Below are 17166 nucleotides of genomic sequence, written 5' to 3' on the forward strand. Positions count from 1 at the left end.
CGTTCCGATACCTCAGATGAGGGTGTGATCTGGAGCCCGGTTGCCGGGCTCGCCATTCGACCGAGAACGCGAGGGTCGGGCACAAACCGGGATGATGAGCTCCATGCGCCCTGTGCCGCAGGCGTCTGTGGCGGGAAGCGTGATCTCGGCGGGGACCGAAGGTTGGGCGCGCCGGTTGCCGGCACTATATCGTCCTGTAGCCAGGACATTCGCCCCGCACATGAGGGCGGGATCGGGATACAGGAAACGCGAGCCGAGAACGGACGCCGGAAACGCCATGAACGCAGTCTTCCCAACCCCCGATGCCGCCGAGAGCCAGCGTCTCCTCAGCCCCGAGGAGCTGGAAGCGGCCCTGCGCGACATCGGCGCGCGTCGCTACCACATCCTGCATCCGTTCCACCGGCTGCTGCACGACGGCAAGCTGTCGAAGGATCAGGTCCGGGCCTGGGCGCTGAACCGATACTATTACCAGGCGATGATCCCGGTGAAGGATGCCGCCGTCCTCGCCCGGATGACCGACGCGTCGCTGCGGCGGATCTGGCGGCAGCGCATCGTCGACCATGACGGCGACCATGAAGGCGATGGCGGCATCGAGCGCTGGCTGAAGCTCGCCGAGGGAGTCGGCTTCGATCGGGACTACGTCCTGTCGACGCGCGGCATTCTCTCGGCGACCAAGTTCTCGGTGGAGGCCTACGTCCACTTCGTCGCCGAGAAGAGCCTCTTAGAGGCGATCGCCTCGTCGCTGACCGAGATGTTCTCGCCGACGATCATCTCCGAGCGCGTGGCCGGGATGCTGAAGAACTACAACTTCATCACCAAGGACACGCTGGCCTATTTCGACAAGCGCCTCACCCAGGCGCCGCGGGATGCCGACTTCGCACTCGATTACGTCAAGCGGCACGCGACCACGCCGGAGCTGCAGCGCCAGGCGATGGAGGCGCTGACCTTCAAGTGCAACGTCCTCTGGACGCAGCTCGACGCCCTGTACTTCGCCTATGTCGCCCCCGGGATGATCCCCCCGGATGCCTGGACCCCCGGCACCGGCCTCGTCGCCGAGGTTGCTCCGGCCGGGGCAGGAGGCGGGATCCGTAAGATGGCGGCCGAGGACCGTCCGCGCCTGCCCCGCGGCGTGCGCCTGCGCCACGATGAGACCCGTGGCAAGTACGTCCTGCTCGCCCCCGAGCGCACCTTCGACCTCGACGACAACGCCGTGGCGGTGCTGAAGCTCGTCGACGGCAGCCGCACCGTGGCGGCCATCGCGGACGAGCTGAGCAACACCTACGCGGCCGACCCGCGGGCCATCGAGGCCGACATCCTGGTGATGCTCGACGGCCTGGCCGAGAAACGGGTGCTGGAGCGATGAACGCGCTGACGCCGAACCGGCCCGACCTGCCCGCACCGGTGGGTCTGCTCGCGGAGCTGACCCATCGCTGCCCGCTGCGCTGCCCCTATTGCTCCAACCCGCTGGAGCTCGACCGCCGCTCCGGCGAGCTCGATACGGCTACGTGGCAGCGCGTCCTCACCGAGGCGTCGGGCCTCGGGATCCTCCACGTCCACCTGTCCGGCGGCGAGCCGACGGCGCGCAACGACATCGTCGAGATCACCAAGACCTGCGCCGATCTGGGCCTGTACTCGAACCTGATCACCTCCGGGGTCGGCGGGGCCCTGTCCAAGCTGCAGGCGCTGTACGATGTCGGCCTCGATCACGTGCAGCTCTCGGTCCAGGGCGTCGATGCGCAGAATGCCGAGCGGATCGGCGGCCTGAAGAACGCGCAGCCCCAGAAGTTCGCGTTCGCCGCCAAGGTGGTGGAACTGGGGTTGCCGCTGACGCTGAACTCCGTGATCCACCGCGGCAACATCCACGAGGTAACGGGCTTCATCGACCTCGCCGTCAGGATGGGCGCTAAGCGCCTCGAAGTGGCGCACACGCAGTATTACGGCTGGGCCTACGTCAACCGCGCAGCCCTGATGCCCGACAAGGCGCAGGTGGACGAGTCGATCCGCATCGTCGAGGCGGCGAGGGAGCGGCTGAAGGGCCAGCTCGTCATCGATCTCGTCGTGCCCGACTATTACGCGAAATACCCGAAGGCCTGTGCGGGCGGCTGGGGCCGCAAGCTGATGAACGTTACGCCCCAGGGCAAGGTCCTGCCCTGCCACGCCGCCGAGACGATCCCGGGCCTGGAGTTCTGGAACGTCACCGACCGTTCGCTCGGCGAGATCTGGCGCGACTCGCCGGCCTTCACGGCCTATCGCGGCACCGACTGGATGCAGGAGCCCTGCCGCTCCTGCGACCGGCGGGAGAAGGATTGGGGCGGCTGCCGCTGTCAGGCACTGGCGCTGGCCGGCGATGCCGCGGCCACCGATCCGGCCTGCTCGCTCTCCCCACTCCACGCCAAGGTGCGGGCGCTGGCCACCGAGGAGGCGGCCGAGAATCCGCCGGATTACGTCTATCGGACGATCGGCAGCAACGTCCGGTCGCCGTTCGAGGAGGATGTGCACCCGTGAGAGTCTTTGCCACGAGCGCCCTGGCGCTGGTGCTGGCCGCGCTGCCGGCGTCTGCCGAGGACGCGCCGAAACCCGCGACCGTCACCCAGGCCAATGCGGGGGTGCCCGCTGCCGCGGATCTGCTGTTCGACCAGCCGCAGATGAAGAACGCGGCGCCGGGCTCGACGATCACCTACGATTACCTGCGCCGCTCCGGCATCGCGGGGGGGCCGTTCGGGCAGCCGTTGCAGGACACGGTGACGCTGAAGGTCGAGCCCGGGAAGAGTCCGGAGGCCCGGGATATCGGCGTCACGATGTTCTCCGGCCTGAACCGCGTTCCGGCCGGCCCCTTCGAGGACATGACCGGCAATCCGGTGGTGTCGCTGTTCCTGGAGAACCACCTGCGGGCGCTGGCCAAGGTCCTGGAGGCGAACCCGCGCTACCTGAAGCTCGCGATCCGCAAGGGTCTGCGCGACAACGCGACCGTGACGCCCACGAAGGTGAGCGTCGGCGGTCGAGAGGTCGACGGCTGGCGCGTGGTCACGAAGCCCTTCACGGGCGACGGGATGGCGCAGCGCATGCGCGGCATGGACGACATGACCTATACCTTCGTGACCGTCCCGTCGGTCCCGGGCGAGATCGTCTCGATCGAGGCCTCGTCGAAGAACCCGGACGGCGGCGAACTGCTTGAGGAGAAGCTGAGCTATGATCAGAAGGCTGGCTGAACGCGGCGCGCTGGCCGCCCTCGCCCTGACCCTGTCGGGCCTGGCCGGCTGGGCCGCCGAGGACAACGATTATCCCACCGACGCCCGGGTCGACTACGTGTTCGGCTGCATGGCAGCCAACGGGCAGACCCGCGACAGCCTGCAGAAATGCTCCTGCTCGCTCGATCAGCTGGCCGCGATCCTGCCCTACGACAAGTACGTCCAGGCGAGCACCATCCTGTCCATGCGCCAGGGCATCGGCAACCGCGCCAACGAGTTCAAATCGACCAAGGTCTTCGACGACCGGGTCGCGGACCTCCGGCGCGCTCAGGCCGAGGCCGAGATTCGCTGCTACCACGGCTGAGACGCGGTCGAGGTACGATGGGAGGTCGGCGTTGCGCCGGCCTCGCGATTCGCGCACACCGGCTCCCGAACCGCGCTCGTGAACGGGACCCGCACCGTGCCCCCCTCCTCCGGCCTGTCCGACCTGCTGCCCGCCCTTGGCGGGCGGACGCTGGTCATGGGCATTCTCAATGTCACACCCGACTCCTTCTCCGATGGCGGCTTGTTCGCCGGTGAGACCGCCGCGGCGACCCAGGCCGAGCGGCTGGTCTCCGAGGGGGCGGCGATCCTCGACATTGGTGGCGAATCCACCCGGCCCGGTCACGTTCCAGTCCCGGCCGAGGAGGAGCAGGCGCGTGTCCTGCCGGTGATCCGCGCCCTGGCCCCCCGGCTGGCGGTGCCGATCTCCATCGACACCTACAAGGCATCCACGGCCCGGCTGGCGCTTGAGGCCGGTGCCCGGATCGTCAACGACGTCTGGGGCCTCCAGCGCGAGCCCGATATCGCCGCCGTGGCGGCGGCGCACGGCGCGCCGGTGGTGATCATGCACAACCGGGATACGATCGAGGCGGATCTCGACATCGTCGCCGACATGCTAGCCTTCTTCGAGCGATCGTTGACCATCGCGCACCGCGCCGGCATCGCCGATTCCGACATCGTGCTCGATCCGGGTGTCGGCTTCGGCAAGACCTGGGCGCAGCATCTCGAAGCGCTGAGGCGGCTGCCGGAGATTCGCGCCCTGGGATTTCCCGTCCTGGTCGGCGTCTCCCGCAAGTCGCTCCTCGGCCGCCTGCACGACCGCGACACCCGGACGGCGGACCGGCTCACAGGCTCCCTTGCGGCCCACGCCCTCGCCGCGACGCTGGGCGCCGATATCGTGCGGGTCCACGACGTGGCGGCCCATGTGGACGCCATGCGCGTCGTCGATGCCGTGATGCGGCCGGAGGCGCATTGAGGATGGCGGGCGATCTCATTCGCGTCACCCGGATTGCCGTCTTCGGCCGGCACGGCGTGCTGCCCGAGGAGGCGGTGCTCGGGCAGCGCTTCTACATCTCCCTGGAAGCGGGTCTCGACCTCGGCGCGGCGGGGCGTTCCGACGATGTCGCCGGCACGGTGAGCTACGCCGATCTGACGCAGGTCGCGGTCGAGATCGCCACCGAGCGGCGCTTCAATCTGATCGAGGCCCTCGCGGAGACCATCGCGGCTACGATCCTCGAACGATTTACGCGCGTGGAGGCGATCACCGTGCGCATCGACAAGCCGAGCGCACCGGTCCCCGCGATCCTGGAGGGCGTGAGCATCGAGATCGTTCGCCGGCGCGGAGGGCGCGGATGAGGGCTTATCTCGGAATCGGCAGCAATATCGGCGACATGGCCGCGATGCTCGACCGGGCCGTGGAGGGCCTCGCGGCGACACCCGGCATCCGCGTCCTGGCCCGGTCGGCCGATTACCGGACGCCGCCCTGGGGCAAGACCGATCAGCCCTGGTTCCTCAACGGAGCGGTGGCCGTGGACACCGACCTCGACCCGCACGGCGTACTTGATGCCTGCCTGAGGGTGGAGCATGACCTGGGGCGCGTGCGCGAGGAACGCTGGGGACCGCGGGTGATCGACATCGACGTCCTGGCCTACGAGGGCGCTGCCATCGACGACGCACGCCTCGTCCTGCCGCATCGACACGTGCGCGAGCGGGCCTTCGTGCTGGTTCCGCTGGTGGAGATCGCCCCGGATCTCGTCATCGGTGGGGAACGTGTCGGTGAGGCGCTGGCCAAGCTCGACCGCACCGGGATCGAACGCGTGTGAGCCGGCTCAGCGCTCGCCGGGCTGGGTGAGCTTGTTCTCCTCCTCGTCGAGGAGCGGCACGTCGTAATCGCGCAGGACCTTGTCGATATCGGCTTTGCGCTTGCGCAGCACCGTGTTGAGCGAGCGCTTCCAGTCGTTCTCACCGAGCCGGACGCCCATGGCGATCCGGTAGGCCATAGGCGGCCGTTCCGGCTCCTTGAGCAGTGGCACGACATGCATCGGCGTGCCCGCCTGCTTGGCGAGCCAGCCCGCCGCCGGCCCCCAGAGAACGGCCGCGTCGATCTCATTGGCGGCGAGCGCCGCGACGATCTCGGCGCCAACCGTCTGGTACTTGCGGGAGGGGTCGAGCTGATAGGGCGCGTAGGCCTTCATGGTCGAGACCAGGCCGAGGTCGCCCATCCGGTTCACGGGGGGCGTGCCGGCGATCACGCCGATGCTCTTCCCCTTCAGGCGCGGATCGTCGAGGGCAGTGACGCCGTCGAACTCGCCCGCACGGGTCACCAGGGTGTAGGCCGAGCGGTAGTAGGGGTTGGTGGTCTGGACGAGGTCGCTGCCGAAGGCTTGGCCCATGATCACGTCACAGAGGCCGGTCCCGAGCGTATTGCGCACGAAACCCGGACCCTGGGTCAGCCAGTAGTAGCGGAGCTTGACCTTCAGTTCGTCGGCGATGATCGCCGCGATCTTGTTCTCGAAGCCGTCATCCTTGCGCTCGGAGAACGGCATGTTGCCCGGATCGCCACAGACGCGGAGCACGTCCGTCGTCACCGTGTCCGGCAGATGTTGAGCGAGGGCTCCCTGCGCCGCTGTCAGGGACAGGGCGCAGAGGGCGATCCGAGCAAGGGACGACATCAGCCGCCCATGCATTCCTTCTCGGCCTTCTTGGCCGTTTCGGGCTTGTCCTCGTGCTCGGAGGGACGAATACGGCCGATCGCTCCAGCGGCACGCGCCTTGAGATAGACGTAGAGGTCGTCCGAGTAGCACATGACGTTCTTGTTGTCGCCGAAGGCCGGCATGACCTTCTGCTCGGACGCACTGACGTCCTGCTTGCCACCGACCAGAATGCCGATGAATTCCTCGTAGGAGAGGTGCTTCAGCGAATCCTTCAGGGCCGGCGCATAGGTCGAGCCCATGCCATCGGGACCGTGGCAGACGTGGCACTCGGCGTGATAGCGGCGATAGCCCGAGTAGGTGTACCAGTCGAGCATCTTGCCGTCCTGGGTCACGTGGAAGGTCGGGTGACCGTCGGCATCCGTGTACTTGCCGTCATCGTCCTTCACGGCAGCATCCGTCGCGAGAAGCTTGGGATCCTGCTCGGCGGTCTTGTCGTTCGCGTTCAGCGAATTCGCGAGCTTGGGGTCGGCAGCGGGCTTGGCATCCTCAGCATGTACGGCAACCGCAGAAACGGTCGCTAGGGCGAGGGCGGCGATAACCGGCCGCGTTACGATCTTGCTGAGGTTAAGCAACGCATCTGTCTCCCTGGAACGAGGCCCTTCGTCTCCCTTCGAGCCGTAGCCTCTTACACACGAGTCTAATCATAAGGATGCCGGCGCGGAACCCCGCGCCGGCACCATTTCCGTACTCTAGCCCTGCGGCCGATTAGTTCGGAAGAGCGAAGACGGTCAGCTGGCCGCCGAGGTTGGTGTACTGCGACAGAGCCGCATAGCCACCCACCGCGCCGAGGCCGGCGTTCGGGTCGGTCAGGCCGGCCGCGAGGCCGATGCCGGCCCAGCCGCCGACGCCCGAGAGGACGCCCACGTACTGCTTGCCCTTGTGCTGGTAGGTCATCACGTTGCCGATGATGCCCGACGGGGTCTTGAACTTGAACAGCTCCTTGCCGGTCTTGTCGTCGACCGCCTTCAGGTAGCCCTCAAGCGTTCCGTAGAACACCACGTCGCCGGCGGTGGCCAGAGCACCGGACCACACCGAGAACTGCTCGGCGTCGGACCACTTGATCTTGCCGTTGACGCCATCCCACGCGATGAAGTTGCCCATGCCGCCGTGCGAGTTCGGGGCCGGGTACATCGAGAGGGTCGCACCGACGTAGGGCTGGCCCGGGGTGTAGGTCACCCGGAACGGCTCGTAGTCCATGCAGACGTGGTTGGTGGGCACGTAGAACAGGTTGGTCTTCGGCGAGAAGGCCGCAGGCTGCTGATCCTTCGACCCGAGGGCCGCCGGGCAGATGCCCTTGGAGTTGGTGTCCTCACCGTTCTGCTCGGTCGAGTACTTCGACACGACCAGCGGACGGCCGTAGGTCTTCGACCCCTTGTCCATGTCGACCTTGGTCGCCCAGTTGACGGCCGGATCGTACTTCTCGGCGACCAGCAGGGCACCGTTCTCGCGGTTCAGCGTGTAGCCGAAGCCGTTGCGGTCGAAGTGGGTCAGGAGCGGCTGCTCCTTGCCGTCAACCTTCTGATCCGTGAGGATCATCTCGTTGATGCCGTCGTAGTCCCACTCGTCGTGCGGGGTCATCTGGTAGACCCACTTGGCGACGCCGGTGTCGGGGTTACGCGCCCAAACGGTCATCGACCAACGGTTGTCGCCCGGACGCTGCTTGGGGTTCCAGGTCGAGGGGTTGCCCGAGCCGTAGTACATCAGGTCGAGCTTGGGGTCGTAGGAGAACCAGCCCCAGGTGCAGCCGCCGCCGGTCTTCCACTGATCGCCTTCCCAGGTCTTCAGCGAAGAGTCCTTGCCGACCGGCTTGCCGAGGTAGGTGGTCTTCTCCGGGTCGATCAGCATCTGATCGTCCGGGCCCTCGGAGTAGCCGCGCCACACCTTCTTGCCGGTCTTCAGGTCGTAGGCGGTGACGTGGCACTGCACGCCGAACTCGCCGCCGGAGATGCCGACGATGACCTTGTCCTTGATCGGAATGACCGTCGCGGTGTTGGTTTCACCCTTCTTCGGGTCGCCGTTCACGACCGACCAGTTGACCTTGCCGGTCTTGGCGTCGAGCGACACGACGGTGGTGTCGGCCTGGTGGAGGATGATGGTGCCGTCGGCGTAGGCGAGGCCGCGGTTGACCGTGTCACAGCACATGACCGGGATCACGGACGGATCCTGCTTCGGCTCGTACTTCCAGACGATCTTCGCCTCGTGGTCGAGGTCGAGGGCGTACACGATGTTCGGGAACGGCGTGTGCACGTACATCATATTGCCGACGACCAGGGGCGAGCCCTCGTGGCCGCGCAGGACGCCGGTCGAGAAGGTCCAGGCAACCTGGAGGTTCTTCACGTTCGACGCGTTGATCTGGTCGAGCTTCGAATACCGAGTATTCGCGTAGTCGACGGTCTGAAGGACTTGCTCCGCCGGGTTGGCGATGCCCTTCAGCACGCTTTCATTGGCCAGCGCCGGCGCGGCCACTGCCGCGACGCCTGCGCCGAGCGCAAGGAGATGTACCGCTCTCATGGGTTCCTCCGACAAGTCTTTGAGCGATCTCACGACACACTTCGAGAAGAGTATCGCTTAGACTCCGACCTGACTGTTTGCGACAGGGATGGACGCCTCGGTAGCGGGCTTGGTCGACTCAAGGAACTCTTAAGATCCTCTAGCCAGGAACCGCCATCCCTGAGGCGGCCCCCTCGAAACCGAGGCTTGCCCGGACCTTAAGAGATTTTTGAGCGCCGTCAACTCGCCGTTCTGCGCATGTCGCCACAGGGTGAAAGCTTCGTCCCAGGTTACAATCGGGGGCCAATCGTCATCATTTTGCGAAAAGAAATGCTGCGTTGCACAATGAGGCTCGCGTTCTTTGGCGTCGTTCTCACGGCGACGTGAGCGCGCTCCATGCAAGACTTGCAAACAGAGAAGCTTTGCTGGTCGGCACCATGTGTTCACTGCGGGCCACGCCGCGAACGCGGCGGGCGCGTGAGCCTCTAAGCGATTCGCGCGGACTGCGATGCGGGATGATTGAGAGACCGCACGCGGCGGCATCCGAGCGCGTCGCGGCCGTGCGCCCAGTCGCCGCACGCCTCCATCCCGCGCCGTCGAAACGCTTCCGGGCCGATGTGGCGCGACAAATTGCCGGATCATCCCGGCCGATCGGGTTTCCGATGGCTGGGGGCATCCGGACTGAGCGTGCCGGGGCACCTTCAGAGGATGCCGACCGGGCCGGTGCTCTCGAAGTCTGCCGCGTCGCCGATCAGATCGGTCAGGGAGATGTTGAGCCGGCGCCCGTTCGCCAGTCGGAGCTGTGCATCCGGCTCGAGCCAGATCGGCCGGAGATGGGCGTAGCGGCCGTGCAGGTTTCCGTAGGCGACGATCCCATCGGCTCGTCGCTCGACAATGATGCGGTAACGGACCCGCGCCGGGCCGCACCCTTCCGCCGACACAAGACCACGGCCGGTCAGAGTCTTGAGGACTTCGTTCGGCTCGAACATACGCGTGACGCGGAGGCGGGACTGAATGGCAATCGCATTGCCACTTAATCCTACCCCGTGGGCAAGTCACGCCGAGGCAACCGGATTGTCCTTCGGCCAGCGCGGGCCCTTCAATCCGCCGGGATGGACGGCTCCGCGATCGGAGACGCTTCGAGCGTCCGCACCACGATGCGACCGGCCTCGACGGAGAGCGCGAGCCGGCCCTGCTTCAGCGCCAGGGCCTTCTCCCCGAACAGCATCCGCCGCCAGCCGTCGAGGGCCGGGACCTCAGCCGCATCATCATCCGCGATGGCCTCCAGATCATCGACGGAGGCGATGATCTTGGGCGCGACGCCTTCGGCCTCGCAGACCGCCTTCAGCAGCACCTTCAGCAATTCCACGATGGCGCCGTTGCCGCCGCTCCGGCGCAGGCGCTCGGGCAGGCGGATGTCACTCGTATCGCGCGACAGGCCGCGCTCCACCGCGGACAGGATATCGGTGCCCGTCCGGGATCGCTCGAAGCCCGCCGGGATCGTGCGCAGACGGCCGAGGGCTTCGGCGCTGCGGGGCGCGGCCGATGCGATGTCGATCACAGCCTCGTCCTTGAGCACGCGCCCGCGCGGGACGTTGCGGGCCTGCGCCTCGCCCTCGCGCCACGCCGCCACTTCCATCAGGACGGCGATCTCCCGCGGCTTGCGCATGCGACCCGAGAGCCGCCGCCACGCCTGGGCGGGGTCGGCCCGGTAGGTCTCCGGCGAGGTCAGCACCGCCATCTCCTCGTCGAGCCAGGCGCCGCGATCGGTGCGCAGCAGCTCGGCGACGAGAACCTCGTAGACGGTGACGAGGTGGGTGACATCCGATAGGGCGTAGGAGAGCTGAGCGTCCGAGAGCGGGCGTCGGGACCAGTCGGTGAACCGGGACGACTTGTCGATCTTCGCCTTGGCGACGTCGTTGACGAGCTGCTCGTAGGACACGGAATCGCCGTAGCCGCACACCATGGCGGCGACCTGCGTATCGAAGAACGGGTGCGGCAGGATCCCGCCCATCAGCCAGACGATCTCGAGATCCTGGCGGGCGGAATGGAAGACCTTGACGGTCCGCACATCCGCCATCAGGTCAATGAATGGCTGGAGATCGATACCCGGCGCCAGGGGATCGACCAAGACGGCCGTCCCGTCCGGAGCCGCCATCTGGATCAGGCACAGCTTCGGGTAATATGTCGTTTCACGCATGAACTCCGTGTCGACGGTCACGAAGGGTTGCTCTGCCAGACGCGCGCAGGTCTCGCGCAGCGTGTCGGTGGTGCTGATCAGGTCCATGGTTCGGCTATACGCAAGCTGCGCGACCAAGGGGAGTGAGCACTGCACAGGTCCCCATCTTTCCCGCTTTCCCTGTCACGCAACCGCATCGGCCCGCCCGGCGCGCGCTTGACTTGGGGGGCCTCGCGTGAATGGTGCCGGCCTTCCCATAGAAGAAGCCCGTCATGCACCGTTACCGTTCCCACACCTGCGGGGCGCTCCGCCCGTCCGATGTCGGGCAGACCGTCCGCCTGTCCGGCTGGTGCCACCGCATCCGCGACCACGGGGGCGTGCTGTTCGTGGACCTGCGCGACCATTACGGCCTGACGCAATGCGTGGTGGATTCGGACTCGCCCGCCTTCAAGGCCGCCGAGGCGGTGCGCTCGGAATGGGTCGTGCGGATCGACGGCCGCGTCCGCACCCGTCCGGCGGGCACCGAGAACGACGAGCTGCCGACCGGCGCGGTCGAGGTCTATATCGACGACCTCGAGGTGCTGGGCCCCGCGGGCGAGCTGCCACTGCCGGTCTTCGGCGACGTTGAGTACCCGGAGGAGACGCGGCTGCGCTACCGCTTCCTCGACCTGCGCCGGGAGAAGCTCCACGCCAACATCATGAAGCGCGGGGCGATCATCGACTCGCTCCGCCGCCGGATGCGCGAGGGCGGCTTTTTTGAATTCCAGACCCCGATCCTGACGGCCTCCTCGCCGGAGGGTGCGCGCGACTACCTCGTCCCGTCCCGGGTCCATCCCGGAAAATTCTACGCGCTGCCGCAAGCCCCGCAGCAGTTCAAGCAGCTGACGATGATCGCGGGCTTCGACCGCTACTTCCAGATCGCGCCCTGCTTCCGCGACGAGGATGCCCGCGCCGACCGCTCGCCGGGCGAGTTCTACCAGCTCGACATCGAGATGAGCTTCGTCACCCAGGAGGACGTGTTCCAGGCGGTGGAGCCGGTGCTGCGCGGCGTCTTCGACGAATTCGCCGAGGGTAAGCGCGTCACGAAGGCGTTCCCGCGGATCACCTTCGCGGAGTCGATGCTGAAATACGGCGTCGACAAGCCCGACCTGCGCAACCCGCTGATCATCGCGGATGTGACCGACCTGTTCGCCCGCGAGGACGTGGCGTTCAAGGCGTTCAAGGGTGTGATCGGCGGCGGCGGCGTGGTCCGGGCGATCCCGGCGACCGGGGCTGCGGCGCAGTCGCGCTCGTTCTTCGACAAGCTCAACGACTGGGCCCGCTCCGAGGGGGCGCCGGGCCTCGGCTACATCGTGTTCGACGCGGAGAACGGCGCGCTGGTCGGCAAGGGCCCGATCGCCAAGTTCATCCCGGCCGAGGTCCAGGCCCAGATCGCCGATCGGGCCGGCGCCAAGGCCGGCGATGCGGTGTTCTTCTCGGCCGGCACCGAGGCCAAGGCCGCGGCCCTGGCCGGCAAGGCGCGGATCCGCGTCGGCGACGAGCTGGGCCTGTGCGACAAGGACCAGTACGCGTTCTGCTGGATCACCGACTTCCCGATGTACGAGTGGAGCGAGGAGGAGAAGCGGATCGACTTCTCTCACAACCCGTTCTCGATGCCGAACATCGACCGCGAGGACTTTCTGGGGCTCGACCTCGACACCCTCGCCGCCGAAGGCGAGACCGGCGACATCACGAAAAAGATCCTCGGGATCAAGGCCTTCCAGTACGACATCGTCTGCAACGGCGTGGAGCTCTCCTCCGGGGCGATCCGGAACCATCGGCCGGACGTGATGGAGAAGGCGTTTGCCATCGCGGGCTATGGCCACGAGGTGCTGGAGCAGAAGTTCGGCGGCATGCTGAACGCCCTGCGCATGGGCGCTCCGCCGCACGGCGGCATCGCCCCGGGAGTCGACCGCATCGTCATGCTCCTGTGCAACGAGCCGAACATCCGCGAGGTGGTGCTGTTCCCCATGAACCAGCGTGCCGAAGACCTCATGATGGGCGCGCCCTCCGAGGCGACGGCGAAGCAGCTGCGTGAGCTGCACATCCGCCTCAACCTGCCCGAGAAGAAGGCCTGAGGCGCGGCTAGTCCCGCCACGCGGTGGCCAGCCTCGTCGCGATCGTCGTGGCGCATGACAGCGCCGCGGTGCTGCCCGCATGCCTCGCGGCGCTCGCCGGTCAGCACGTACCGGCGATCGTGGTCGACAATGCCAGCCGGGATGCCTCGGCGGCGGTCGCGGAGGCCGCCGGCGCCGCGGTGATTCGCAACGCCCGCAACGAGGGCTACGGCCGCGCCAACAACCGGGGCGTCCGGGCCGCCGGGACGGCCGAGCACATCCTGATCGTCAATCCGGACGTGGTCCTGCGCCCCGGGGCGGTGGACGCCCTGCTGCAGGCAGCCCGGTCCTGGCCGGATGCGGGCCTGTTCGCGCCGCGGCTGGTCGAATCCGACGGACGCTTCTTCTTCCAGCCGCGCTCGCTCCTCGCGCCCTATCTCACTAATCCCGGCGGCCGCCTCACCCTGCCGCAGGGCGATGCCTGCGCGCCGTTCCTCTCCGGGGCCTGCCTGATGATGCCGCGCCGCCTGTTCCTGGACCTCGGCGGCTTCGACGAGCGCATCTTCCTGTTCTACGAGGATGACGACCTGTGCCGGCGCGTCGCCGAGACCGGCCGCGCCCTCGTCCATGTCCACGGCGCCGAGGCGCTGCACGGCCGCGGCCGGTCCTCGGCGCCGGAGCGGGGCCGCGTGTTCCGCACGCGCTGGCATCAGGCCTGGTCGCGGGCCTATGTCAGCCGCAAATACGGCCTCCCCGATCCGAGCCCCGCGACCCTGATGACCAACCTGCCGAAGGCGCTGCTCTCGGCCCTGGTCCTGCGCCGGGCGGGCGTCGAGCGCTACGGCGGTTCTGCGGCCGGCGCCCTCGCCTTCCTGCGCGGCCGGGACGCGCTGACCCGCGAGGAACTGCACGAATGAGGGCGCCAACCATCGCGGCCGCCCTCGGTGCCGGGCGCAACGGCTTCACCGGCCTGCGGCTGGCCCTAGCCCTGGCGGTGGTCGTGTCCCATGCGTTCAGCGTCGCGACCGGTGCGGCCGGCGACGAACCCCTGGCCCGACTCACCGGCTACACATTGGGTGAGCACGCGGTGAATGGGTTCTTCGCCGTGTCGGGTTTCCTGGTCACCCTAAGCTGCGATCGGCGCGGGATCCGCGATTATGCGATCGCCCGGACCCTGCGGATCCTACCCGGCCTCGTGGCGGCGACGCTCGTGGTGTCGCTGGGGCTCGGCGCGGCGCTGACCCGTCTGCCGCTCGCCGAGTACCTGCGCGATCCGGGCCTGTGGTCGTTCATCCGCGGCACGCTGACGACCTTCAAGAGCAACGCCGCCCTCCCCGGGGTCTTCGAGGTCAACCCCTATCGGGCGCCGCTCGGGACAGTCTGGACGCTGAAATACGAGGTCCTCTGCTACCTCGGCGTTCTCCTCGCCGCCCTGTGCGGGCTGCTCCGGCGGCGCTGGCCGGCGCTGCTGATCGTGGTGGGGCTCGCGCTGGCGCTCTCCATCATGAGCGGGCTGCGGGGTTCCGATCTGCCCAAGGGCATCGAGACCGCCCTGCGCCTGCCGCTGATCTTCGCGGCGGGTGCGGGCCTCTATCTTTGGCGCGAGCGCCTGCGGGTCTCGGGGGCCGCCCTCGCCTGCCTCGCCTTCGGGGCCTTCGTCCTGGCGCGGACGCCGGCCTATCCGGCCCTGCTGTTCCTGGCGGAGGCCTACGGCGTCGTCTGGCTCGCCCTCGGGCCCCTGGCGCGGGGGCTGTTCGATCCGCCCGCGGACCTGTCCTACGGGATCTATCTCTATGGCTGGCCGGTGCAGCAGACCCTGCACGCCCTGTGGCCGGAATTGTCCGGCGTTGCGCTGCTCGCCCCTGCCCTCGCCGTGAGTCTGCCGGTGGCGGCCCTGTCCTGGTACGGGATCGAGCGGCCGGCCCTGGCGCTGAAGGCGCGGGCGCTCGGGCGGCGGCGGATCGGCACGATCGAGCCGGCGGGGCCGTGAGTGCTCACGACAGGCTGCTCTCGCCCGCCGCAGCCCTGGCTTTGGTGGCGGAACTGCTGGAAGCGCAGGGCTTCAGGGTGGTCGCACGGAACGAGCGCGGCGACAGCCTCTACCTCGCGCTCCCGGGCCAGGACGCCACCCTTCGCCTGTCCAACCATGCCCGCCGGCCCCGTCAGCGACGGACCCATCCCGAGGTCGTGACCAGCCTGGTCGTGGCCACGCCGAAGCGGATCCGTCAGCTTGAAGCGATGATCGCGGCAGCCCAACGGGACTACGCGGCTCGCGGGACCAAAAGCCTGATTGCGTCGCCGAGACATCCTATGACGCGTCCTCCGGTGCAGAGGCGAAGTACGGCGCAAGAGGATCCATAAGGTTGGACGTGCTGGAATACTCGCGACCATCGACCGTATGCGTCTACGATCGCAAAACAGGAGATGCTTATCTCAGGGGAGGACGTGCCGTCGATGTTGTCACTGTTGTGCAGAGGCGTTACCCAGGTGTGCCGCGATACATCCCAATCGAGATAAAGCCTTCCGTATGACAAACTCGCGTCAGATCCGGCCGATCTTTCGCGAGCTGAGAAAGAGACATCCGCAACTCGTGCAGACGAGCAGTCGCTTCGTGATTGAAACGCCTGTTCGTCATATAGCGCGCGGCATTTTTATAGAGCGGAGCTCCGATCCAGACTACTGCTGGCCGAGATTGTTTCTGTCCGTCCTCTATCTCGCGGGATTGAGCGGAGATATCGCCATAGGGACATACTTCGAAGCTTTGGATCGGCCTCCGACAGCCGCGGAACGGTTTTGGCTTTGGTCTGACCCGACGATGGTACCGGAGGCGGTCGCGGTGATGGAGGCTGTCGCGCTTCCGAGACTCGCTCGCTATGGAACTCCGGAAGGCTACGCCACGCTGCCGCCGAGGCCCCATACGGTCCACGACGAGCCCTACGAAGACCGCATGATCGTTCACATCGCGGCCGGCAACCTCGACGCCGCGCAAGCGATTTGGCACGAACGACAGCGGTGGCACACCGGCAAGTCGTTCCCGCCAGGGACGCGAGCAGATCGCTGGCGATTGCAACTTGCCGCGGTGGCGGAACCCCTCATGGCGGGCGATCGCCCCGCATTGGCCAAGATCCTGCACGCATGGGAGGCCGCCAACGTTCGCGGGACGGAGCTGGAGCCCTATTGGGAGCCCACCCCGTTCCCGCTGGAGCGATGAGCCCGCCAGAATCTCATTCCGCGTCCGCCGCGTCGCGGAGATAGGGCTCCACCGGGCCCTTCAGCTTCACCGTCATCGGGTTGCCGGCCCGGTCCAGGGTCTTGCCTGCGGAGAGCCGCACCCAACCCTCGCTCACGCAATACTCCTCGACGTTGGTCTTCTCGACGCCTTTGAAGCGGATGCCCACGCCGCGCTCCAGCAGGGCCGCGTCGTAATACGGGCTGTCCGGGTTGACCGAGAGGCGGTCGGGCAGCGCGAGGTCGGACATGGTCTGGCTCCGGGTTCGGCGTGAGCGGCGAAGGTGGGCAGCGGATTACGCAATCCCCTGCCGGCCCGCAACGCCGCGCGCAGCCGCGATCAGGCCGGCCACGTCGCCGCTCTGCAGCAGCGGCACGAGCCGGGTCACGTCCGCCTGCGGCAGGTCCCACCACGCCGTCGCCACCAGGGCCTCCACACTTTCCGGGTCGAAGCGGTGCCGCACCACCCGCGCCGGGTTGCCCGCCACCACCGCGTAGGGCGGCACGTCGCGGGTGACCACGGCCCGGGCCGCCACCACGGCCCCGGGGCCAATCGTGATGCCCGACAGGATCATGCACCCGGACCCGAGCCAGACATCGTGGCCGATCACCACGTCGCCCCGGGAGGCGTGAAAATCCTCCGGCGCCCGTGCGTCTGGAAACAGCCCGCGCATCGCCGCGAACGGGTAGGTCGACACCCAGTCGAGCCGATGGTCGCCGCCGAGCAGGATTTCGACCTTGTCGGCGATGGAACAATAGCGGCCGATCGTCAGCCGGCGCCCGCTCTCGGGGAAGCGGACTTTTGGACGCCCATACGAATAAGCGCCTATGGAGAAGCCGTAGGTCCTCGCTAGCCTGGCGAGATGGATCCGGGTCTCGTTGTGCGGGTTGCGCCCCCTGCGCAGCCGGTGCAACAGACCGATCAAGACGCGTGCCCGTGCGATGCGCGA

Annotated in this window: 18 protein-coding genes; 11 read left to right on the top strand and 7 right to left on the bottom strand. The window is 67.5% G+C overall.

The window, feature by feature from the left end; translation table 11 throughout:
• Window positions 1-277 precede the first annotated feature (277 nt).
• From pqqC to folK, 7 genes are all read left to right on the top strand, one after another.
• Window positions 278-1363 (top strand): pyrroloquinoline-quinone synthase PqqC, encoded by a 1086-nt coding sequence (gene pqqC, locus AC3IF1_RS24245; RefSeq protein WP_489219681.1) that lies wholly within the window; start codon window positions 278-280, stop codon window positions 1361-1363.
• On the top strand, window positions 1360-2505 hold the full coding sequence (pqqE, locus tag AC3IF1_RS24250) for a pyrroloquinoline quinone biosynthesis protein PqqE (RefSeq protein WP_489219682.1): 1146 nt from the start codon (window positions 1360-1362) through the stop codon (window positions 2503-2505). Before pqqC ends, pqqE begins: the two co-directional genes overlap by 4 nt.
• On the top strand, window positions 2502-3209 hold the full coding sequence (locus tag AC3IF1_RS24255; protein ID WP_489219684.1) for a hypothetical protein: 708 nt from the start codon (window positions 2502-2504) through the stop codon (window positions 3207-3209). The genes pqqE and AC3IF1_RS24255 overlap by 4 nt, the downstream gene beginning before the upstream one ends.
• Complete coding sequence (locus tag AC3IF1_RS24260; RefSeq protein ID WP_243966805.1) at window positions 3190-3552, top strand: hypothetical protein; 363 nt, start codon at window positions 3190-3192, stop codon at window positions 3550-3552. The genes AC3IF1_RS24255 and AC3IF1_RS24260 overlap by 20 nt, the downstream gene beginning before the upstream one ends.
• Before the next feature lie 156 nt (window positions 3553-3708).
• A complete protein-coding gene (gene folP / locus AC3IF1_RS24265; protein ID WP_489220461.1) occupies window positions 3709-4485 on the top strand; it encodes a dihydropteroate synthase in 777 nt (258 codons plus the stop codon).
• A gap of 2 nt (window positions 4486-4487) precedes the next feature.
• A complete protein-coding gene (gene folB / locus AC3IF1_RS24270) occupies window positions 4488-4865 on the top strand; it encodes a dihydroneopterin aldolase (RefSeq protein ID WP_489219686.1) in 378 nt (125 codons plus the stop codon).
• Window positions 4862-5332, top strand: coding sequence for a 2-amino-4-hydroxy-6-hydroxymethyldihydropteridine diphosphokinase (gene folK, locus AC3IF1_RS24275; RefSeq protein WP_489219687.1), 471 nt, complete (start codon window positions 4862-4864; stop codon window positions 5330-5332). Before folB ends, folK begins: the two co-directional genes overlap by 4 nt.
• A gap of 6 nt (window positions 5333-5338) precedes the next feature.
• Here folK and xoxJ read toward each other — a convergent pair whose 3' ends face one another.
• The 5 genes from xoxJ to rnd form a co-directional block, all read right to left on the bottom strand.
• The gene (xoxJ, locus tag AC3IF1_RS24280) at window positions 5339-6196 is read right to left on the bottom strand and encodes a rare earth element methanol dehydrogenase accessory protein XoxJ (protein WP_489219688.1); all 858 of its coding nucleotides are present in this window, start codon (window positions 6194-6196) and stop codon (window positions 5339-5341) included.
• Window positions 6181-6795 carry a c-type cytochrome, methanol metabolism-related gene (locus tag AC3IF1_RS24285; RefSeq protein ID WP_243966800.1) on the bottom strand — a complete coding sequence of 205 codons (615 nt, stop codon included), beginning with the start codon at window positions 6793-6795 and terminating at the stop codon, window positions 6181-6183. Before AC3IF1_RS24285 ends, xoxJ begins: the two co-directional genes overlap by 16 nt.
• A 133-nt stretch (window positions 6796-6928) precedes the next feature.
• A complete protein-coding gene (gene xoxF1 / locus AC3IF1_RS24290) occupies window positions 6929-8734 on the bottom strand; it encodes a lanthanide-dependent methanol dehydrogenase XoxF1 (protein WP_489219689.1) in 1806 nt (601 codons plus the stop codon).
• A gap of 680 nt (window positions 8735-9414) precedes the next feature.
• Window positions 9415-9702, bottom strand: a complete 288-nt coding sequence (locus AC3IF1_RS24295) for a hypothetical protein (RefSeq protein WP_489219690.1) — start codon at window positions 9700-9702, stop codon at window positions 9415-9417.
• Window positions 9703-9812: 110 nt separating this feature from the next.
• Window positions 9813-11000 carry a ribonuclease D gene (rnd, locus tag AC3IF1_RS24300; RefSeq protein WP_489219691.1) on the bottom strand — a complete coding sequence of 396 codons (1188 nt, stop codon included), beginning with the start codon at window positions 10998-11000 and terminating at the stop codon, window positions 9813-9815.
• A gap of 164 nt (window positions 11001-11164) precedes the next feature.
• On the opposite strand from rnd, the gene aspS reads away from it, so the two are divergent.
• The 4 genes from aspS to AC3IF1_RS24320 all read left to right on the top strand — a co-directional run bounded on the left by aspS (window position 11165) and on the right by AC3IF1_RS24320 (window position 16199).
• Window positions 11165-13009 carry an aspartate--tRNA ligase gene (gene aspS, locus AC3IF1_RS24305; protein ID WP_489219692.1) on the top strand — a complete coding sequence of 615 codons (1845 nt, stop codon included), beginning with the start codon at window positions 11165-11167 and terminating at the stop codon, window positions 13007-13009.
• 23 nt (window positions 13010-13032) lie between these two features.
• Window positions 13033-13905, top strand: coding sequence for a glycosyltransferase family 2 protein (locus AC3IF1_RS24310; RefSeq protein WP_489219693.1), 873 nt, complete (start codon window positions 13033-13035; stop codon window positions 13903-13905).
• Window positions 13902-14978: an acyltransferase family protein gene (locus tag AC3IF1_RS24315; RefSeq protein WP_489219694.1), complete on the top strand. Its 1077-nt coding sequence runs from the start codon at window positions 13902-13904 to the stop codon at window positions 14976-14978. The genes AC3IF1_RS24310 and AC3IF1_RS24315 overlap by 4 nt, the downstream gene beginning before the upstream one ends.
• Window positions 14979-15935: 957 nt before the next feature.
• On the top strand, window positions 15936-16199 hold the full coding sequence (locus AC3IF1_RS24320; RefSeq protein ID WP_489219695.1) for a hypothetical protein: 264 nt from the start codon (window positions 15936-15938) through the stop codon (window positions 16197-16199).
• A 13-nt stretch (window positions 16200-16212) separates the two neighbouring features.
• Here AC3IF1_RS24320 and AC3IF1_RS24325 read toward each other — a convergent pair whose 3' ends face one another.
• Together AC3IF1_RS24325 and AC3IF1_RS24330 are read right to left on the bottom strand one after the other, a co-directional pair.
• The gene (locus AC3IF1_RS24325) at window positions 16213-16467 is read right to left on the bottom strand and encodes a DUF3297 family protein (protein ID WP_050732716.1); all 255 of its coding nucleotides are present in this window, start codon (window positions 16465-16467) and stop codon (window positions 16213-16215) included.
• Between the two features lie 45 nt (window positions 16468-16512).
• On the bottom strand, window positions 16513-17130 hold the full coding sequence (locus AC3IF1_RS24330) for a CatB-related O-acetyltransferase (protein ID WP_489220462.1): 618 nt from the start codon (window positions 17128-17130) through the stop codon (window positions 16513-16515).
• Between the last annotated feature and the right edge of the window lie 36 nt (window positions 17131-17166).

The organism is Methylobacterium sp. E-012 (genome assembly GCF_057836545.1).

What these genes read in the sequence shown, in the direction of transcription:
- xoxF1 (WP_489219689.1), bottom strand. Translation starts at nt 8,734, where the DNA reads ATGAGAGCGGTACATCTCCTTGCGCTCGGCGCAGGCGTCGCGGCAGTG.
- rnd (WP_489219691.1), bottom strand. Translation starts at nt 11,000, where the DNA reads ATGGACCTGATCAGCACCACCGACACGCTGCGCGAGACCTGCGCGCGT.
- folP (WP_489220461.1), top strand. Translation starts at nt 3,709, where the DNA reads ATGGGCATTCTCAATGTCACACCCGACTCCTTCTCCGATGGCGGCTTG.
- pqqC (WP_489219681.1), top strand. Translation starts at nt 278, where the DNA reads ATGAACGCAGTCTTCCCAACCCCCGATGCCGCCGAGAGCCAGCGTCTC.
- pqqE (WP_489219682.1), top strand. Translation starts at nt 1,360, where the DNA reads ATGAACGCGCTGACGCCGAACCGGCCCGACCTGCCCGCACCGGTGGGT.
- AC3IF1_RS24325 (WP_050732716.1), bottom strand. Translation starts at nt 16,467, where the DNA reads ATGTCCGACCTCGCGCTGCCCGACCGCCTCTCGGTCAACCCGGACAGC.
- aspS (WP_489219692.1), top strand. Translation starts at nt 11,165, where the DNA reads ATGCACCGTTACCGTTCCCACACCTGCGGGGCGCTCCGCCCGTCCGAT.
- AC3IF1_RS24315 (WP_489219694.1), top strand. Translation starts at nt 13,902, where the DNA reads ATGAGGGCGCCAACCATCGCGGCCGCCCTCGGTGCCGGGCGCAACGGC.
- folK (WP_489219687.1), top strand. Translation starts at nt 4,862, where the DNA reads ATGAGGGCTTATCTCGGAATCGGCAGCAATATCGGCGACATGGCCGCG.
- AC3IF1_RS24295 (WP_489219690.1), bottom strand. Translation starts at nt 9,702, where the DNA reads ATGTTCGAGCCGAACGAAGTCCTCAAGACTCTGACCGGCCGTGGTCTT.
- folB (WP_489219686.1), top strand. Translation starts at nt 4,488, where the DNA reads ATGGCGGGCGATCTCATTCGCGTCACCCGGATTGCCGTCTTCGGCCGG.
- AC3IF1_RS24260 (WP_243966805.1), top strand. Translation starts at nt 3,190, where the DNA reads ATGATCAGAAGGCTGGCTGAACGCGGCGCGCTGGCCGCCCTCGCCCTG.
- AC3IF1_RS24320 (WP_489219695.1), top strand. Translation starts at nt 15,936, where the DNA reads ATGATCGTTCACATCGCGGCCGGCAACCTCGACGCCGCGCAAGCGATT.
- xoxJ (WP_489219688.1), bottom strand. Translation starts at nt 6,196, where the DNA reads ATGCATGGGCGGCTGATGTCGTCCCTTGCTCGGATCGCCCTCTGCGCC.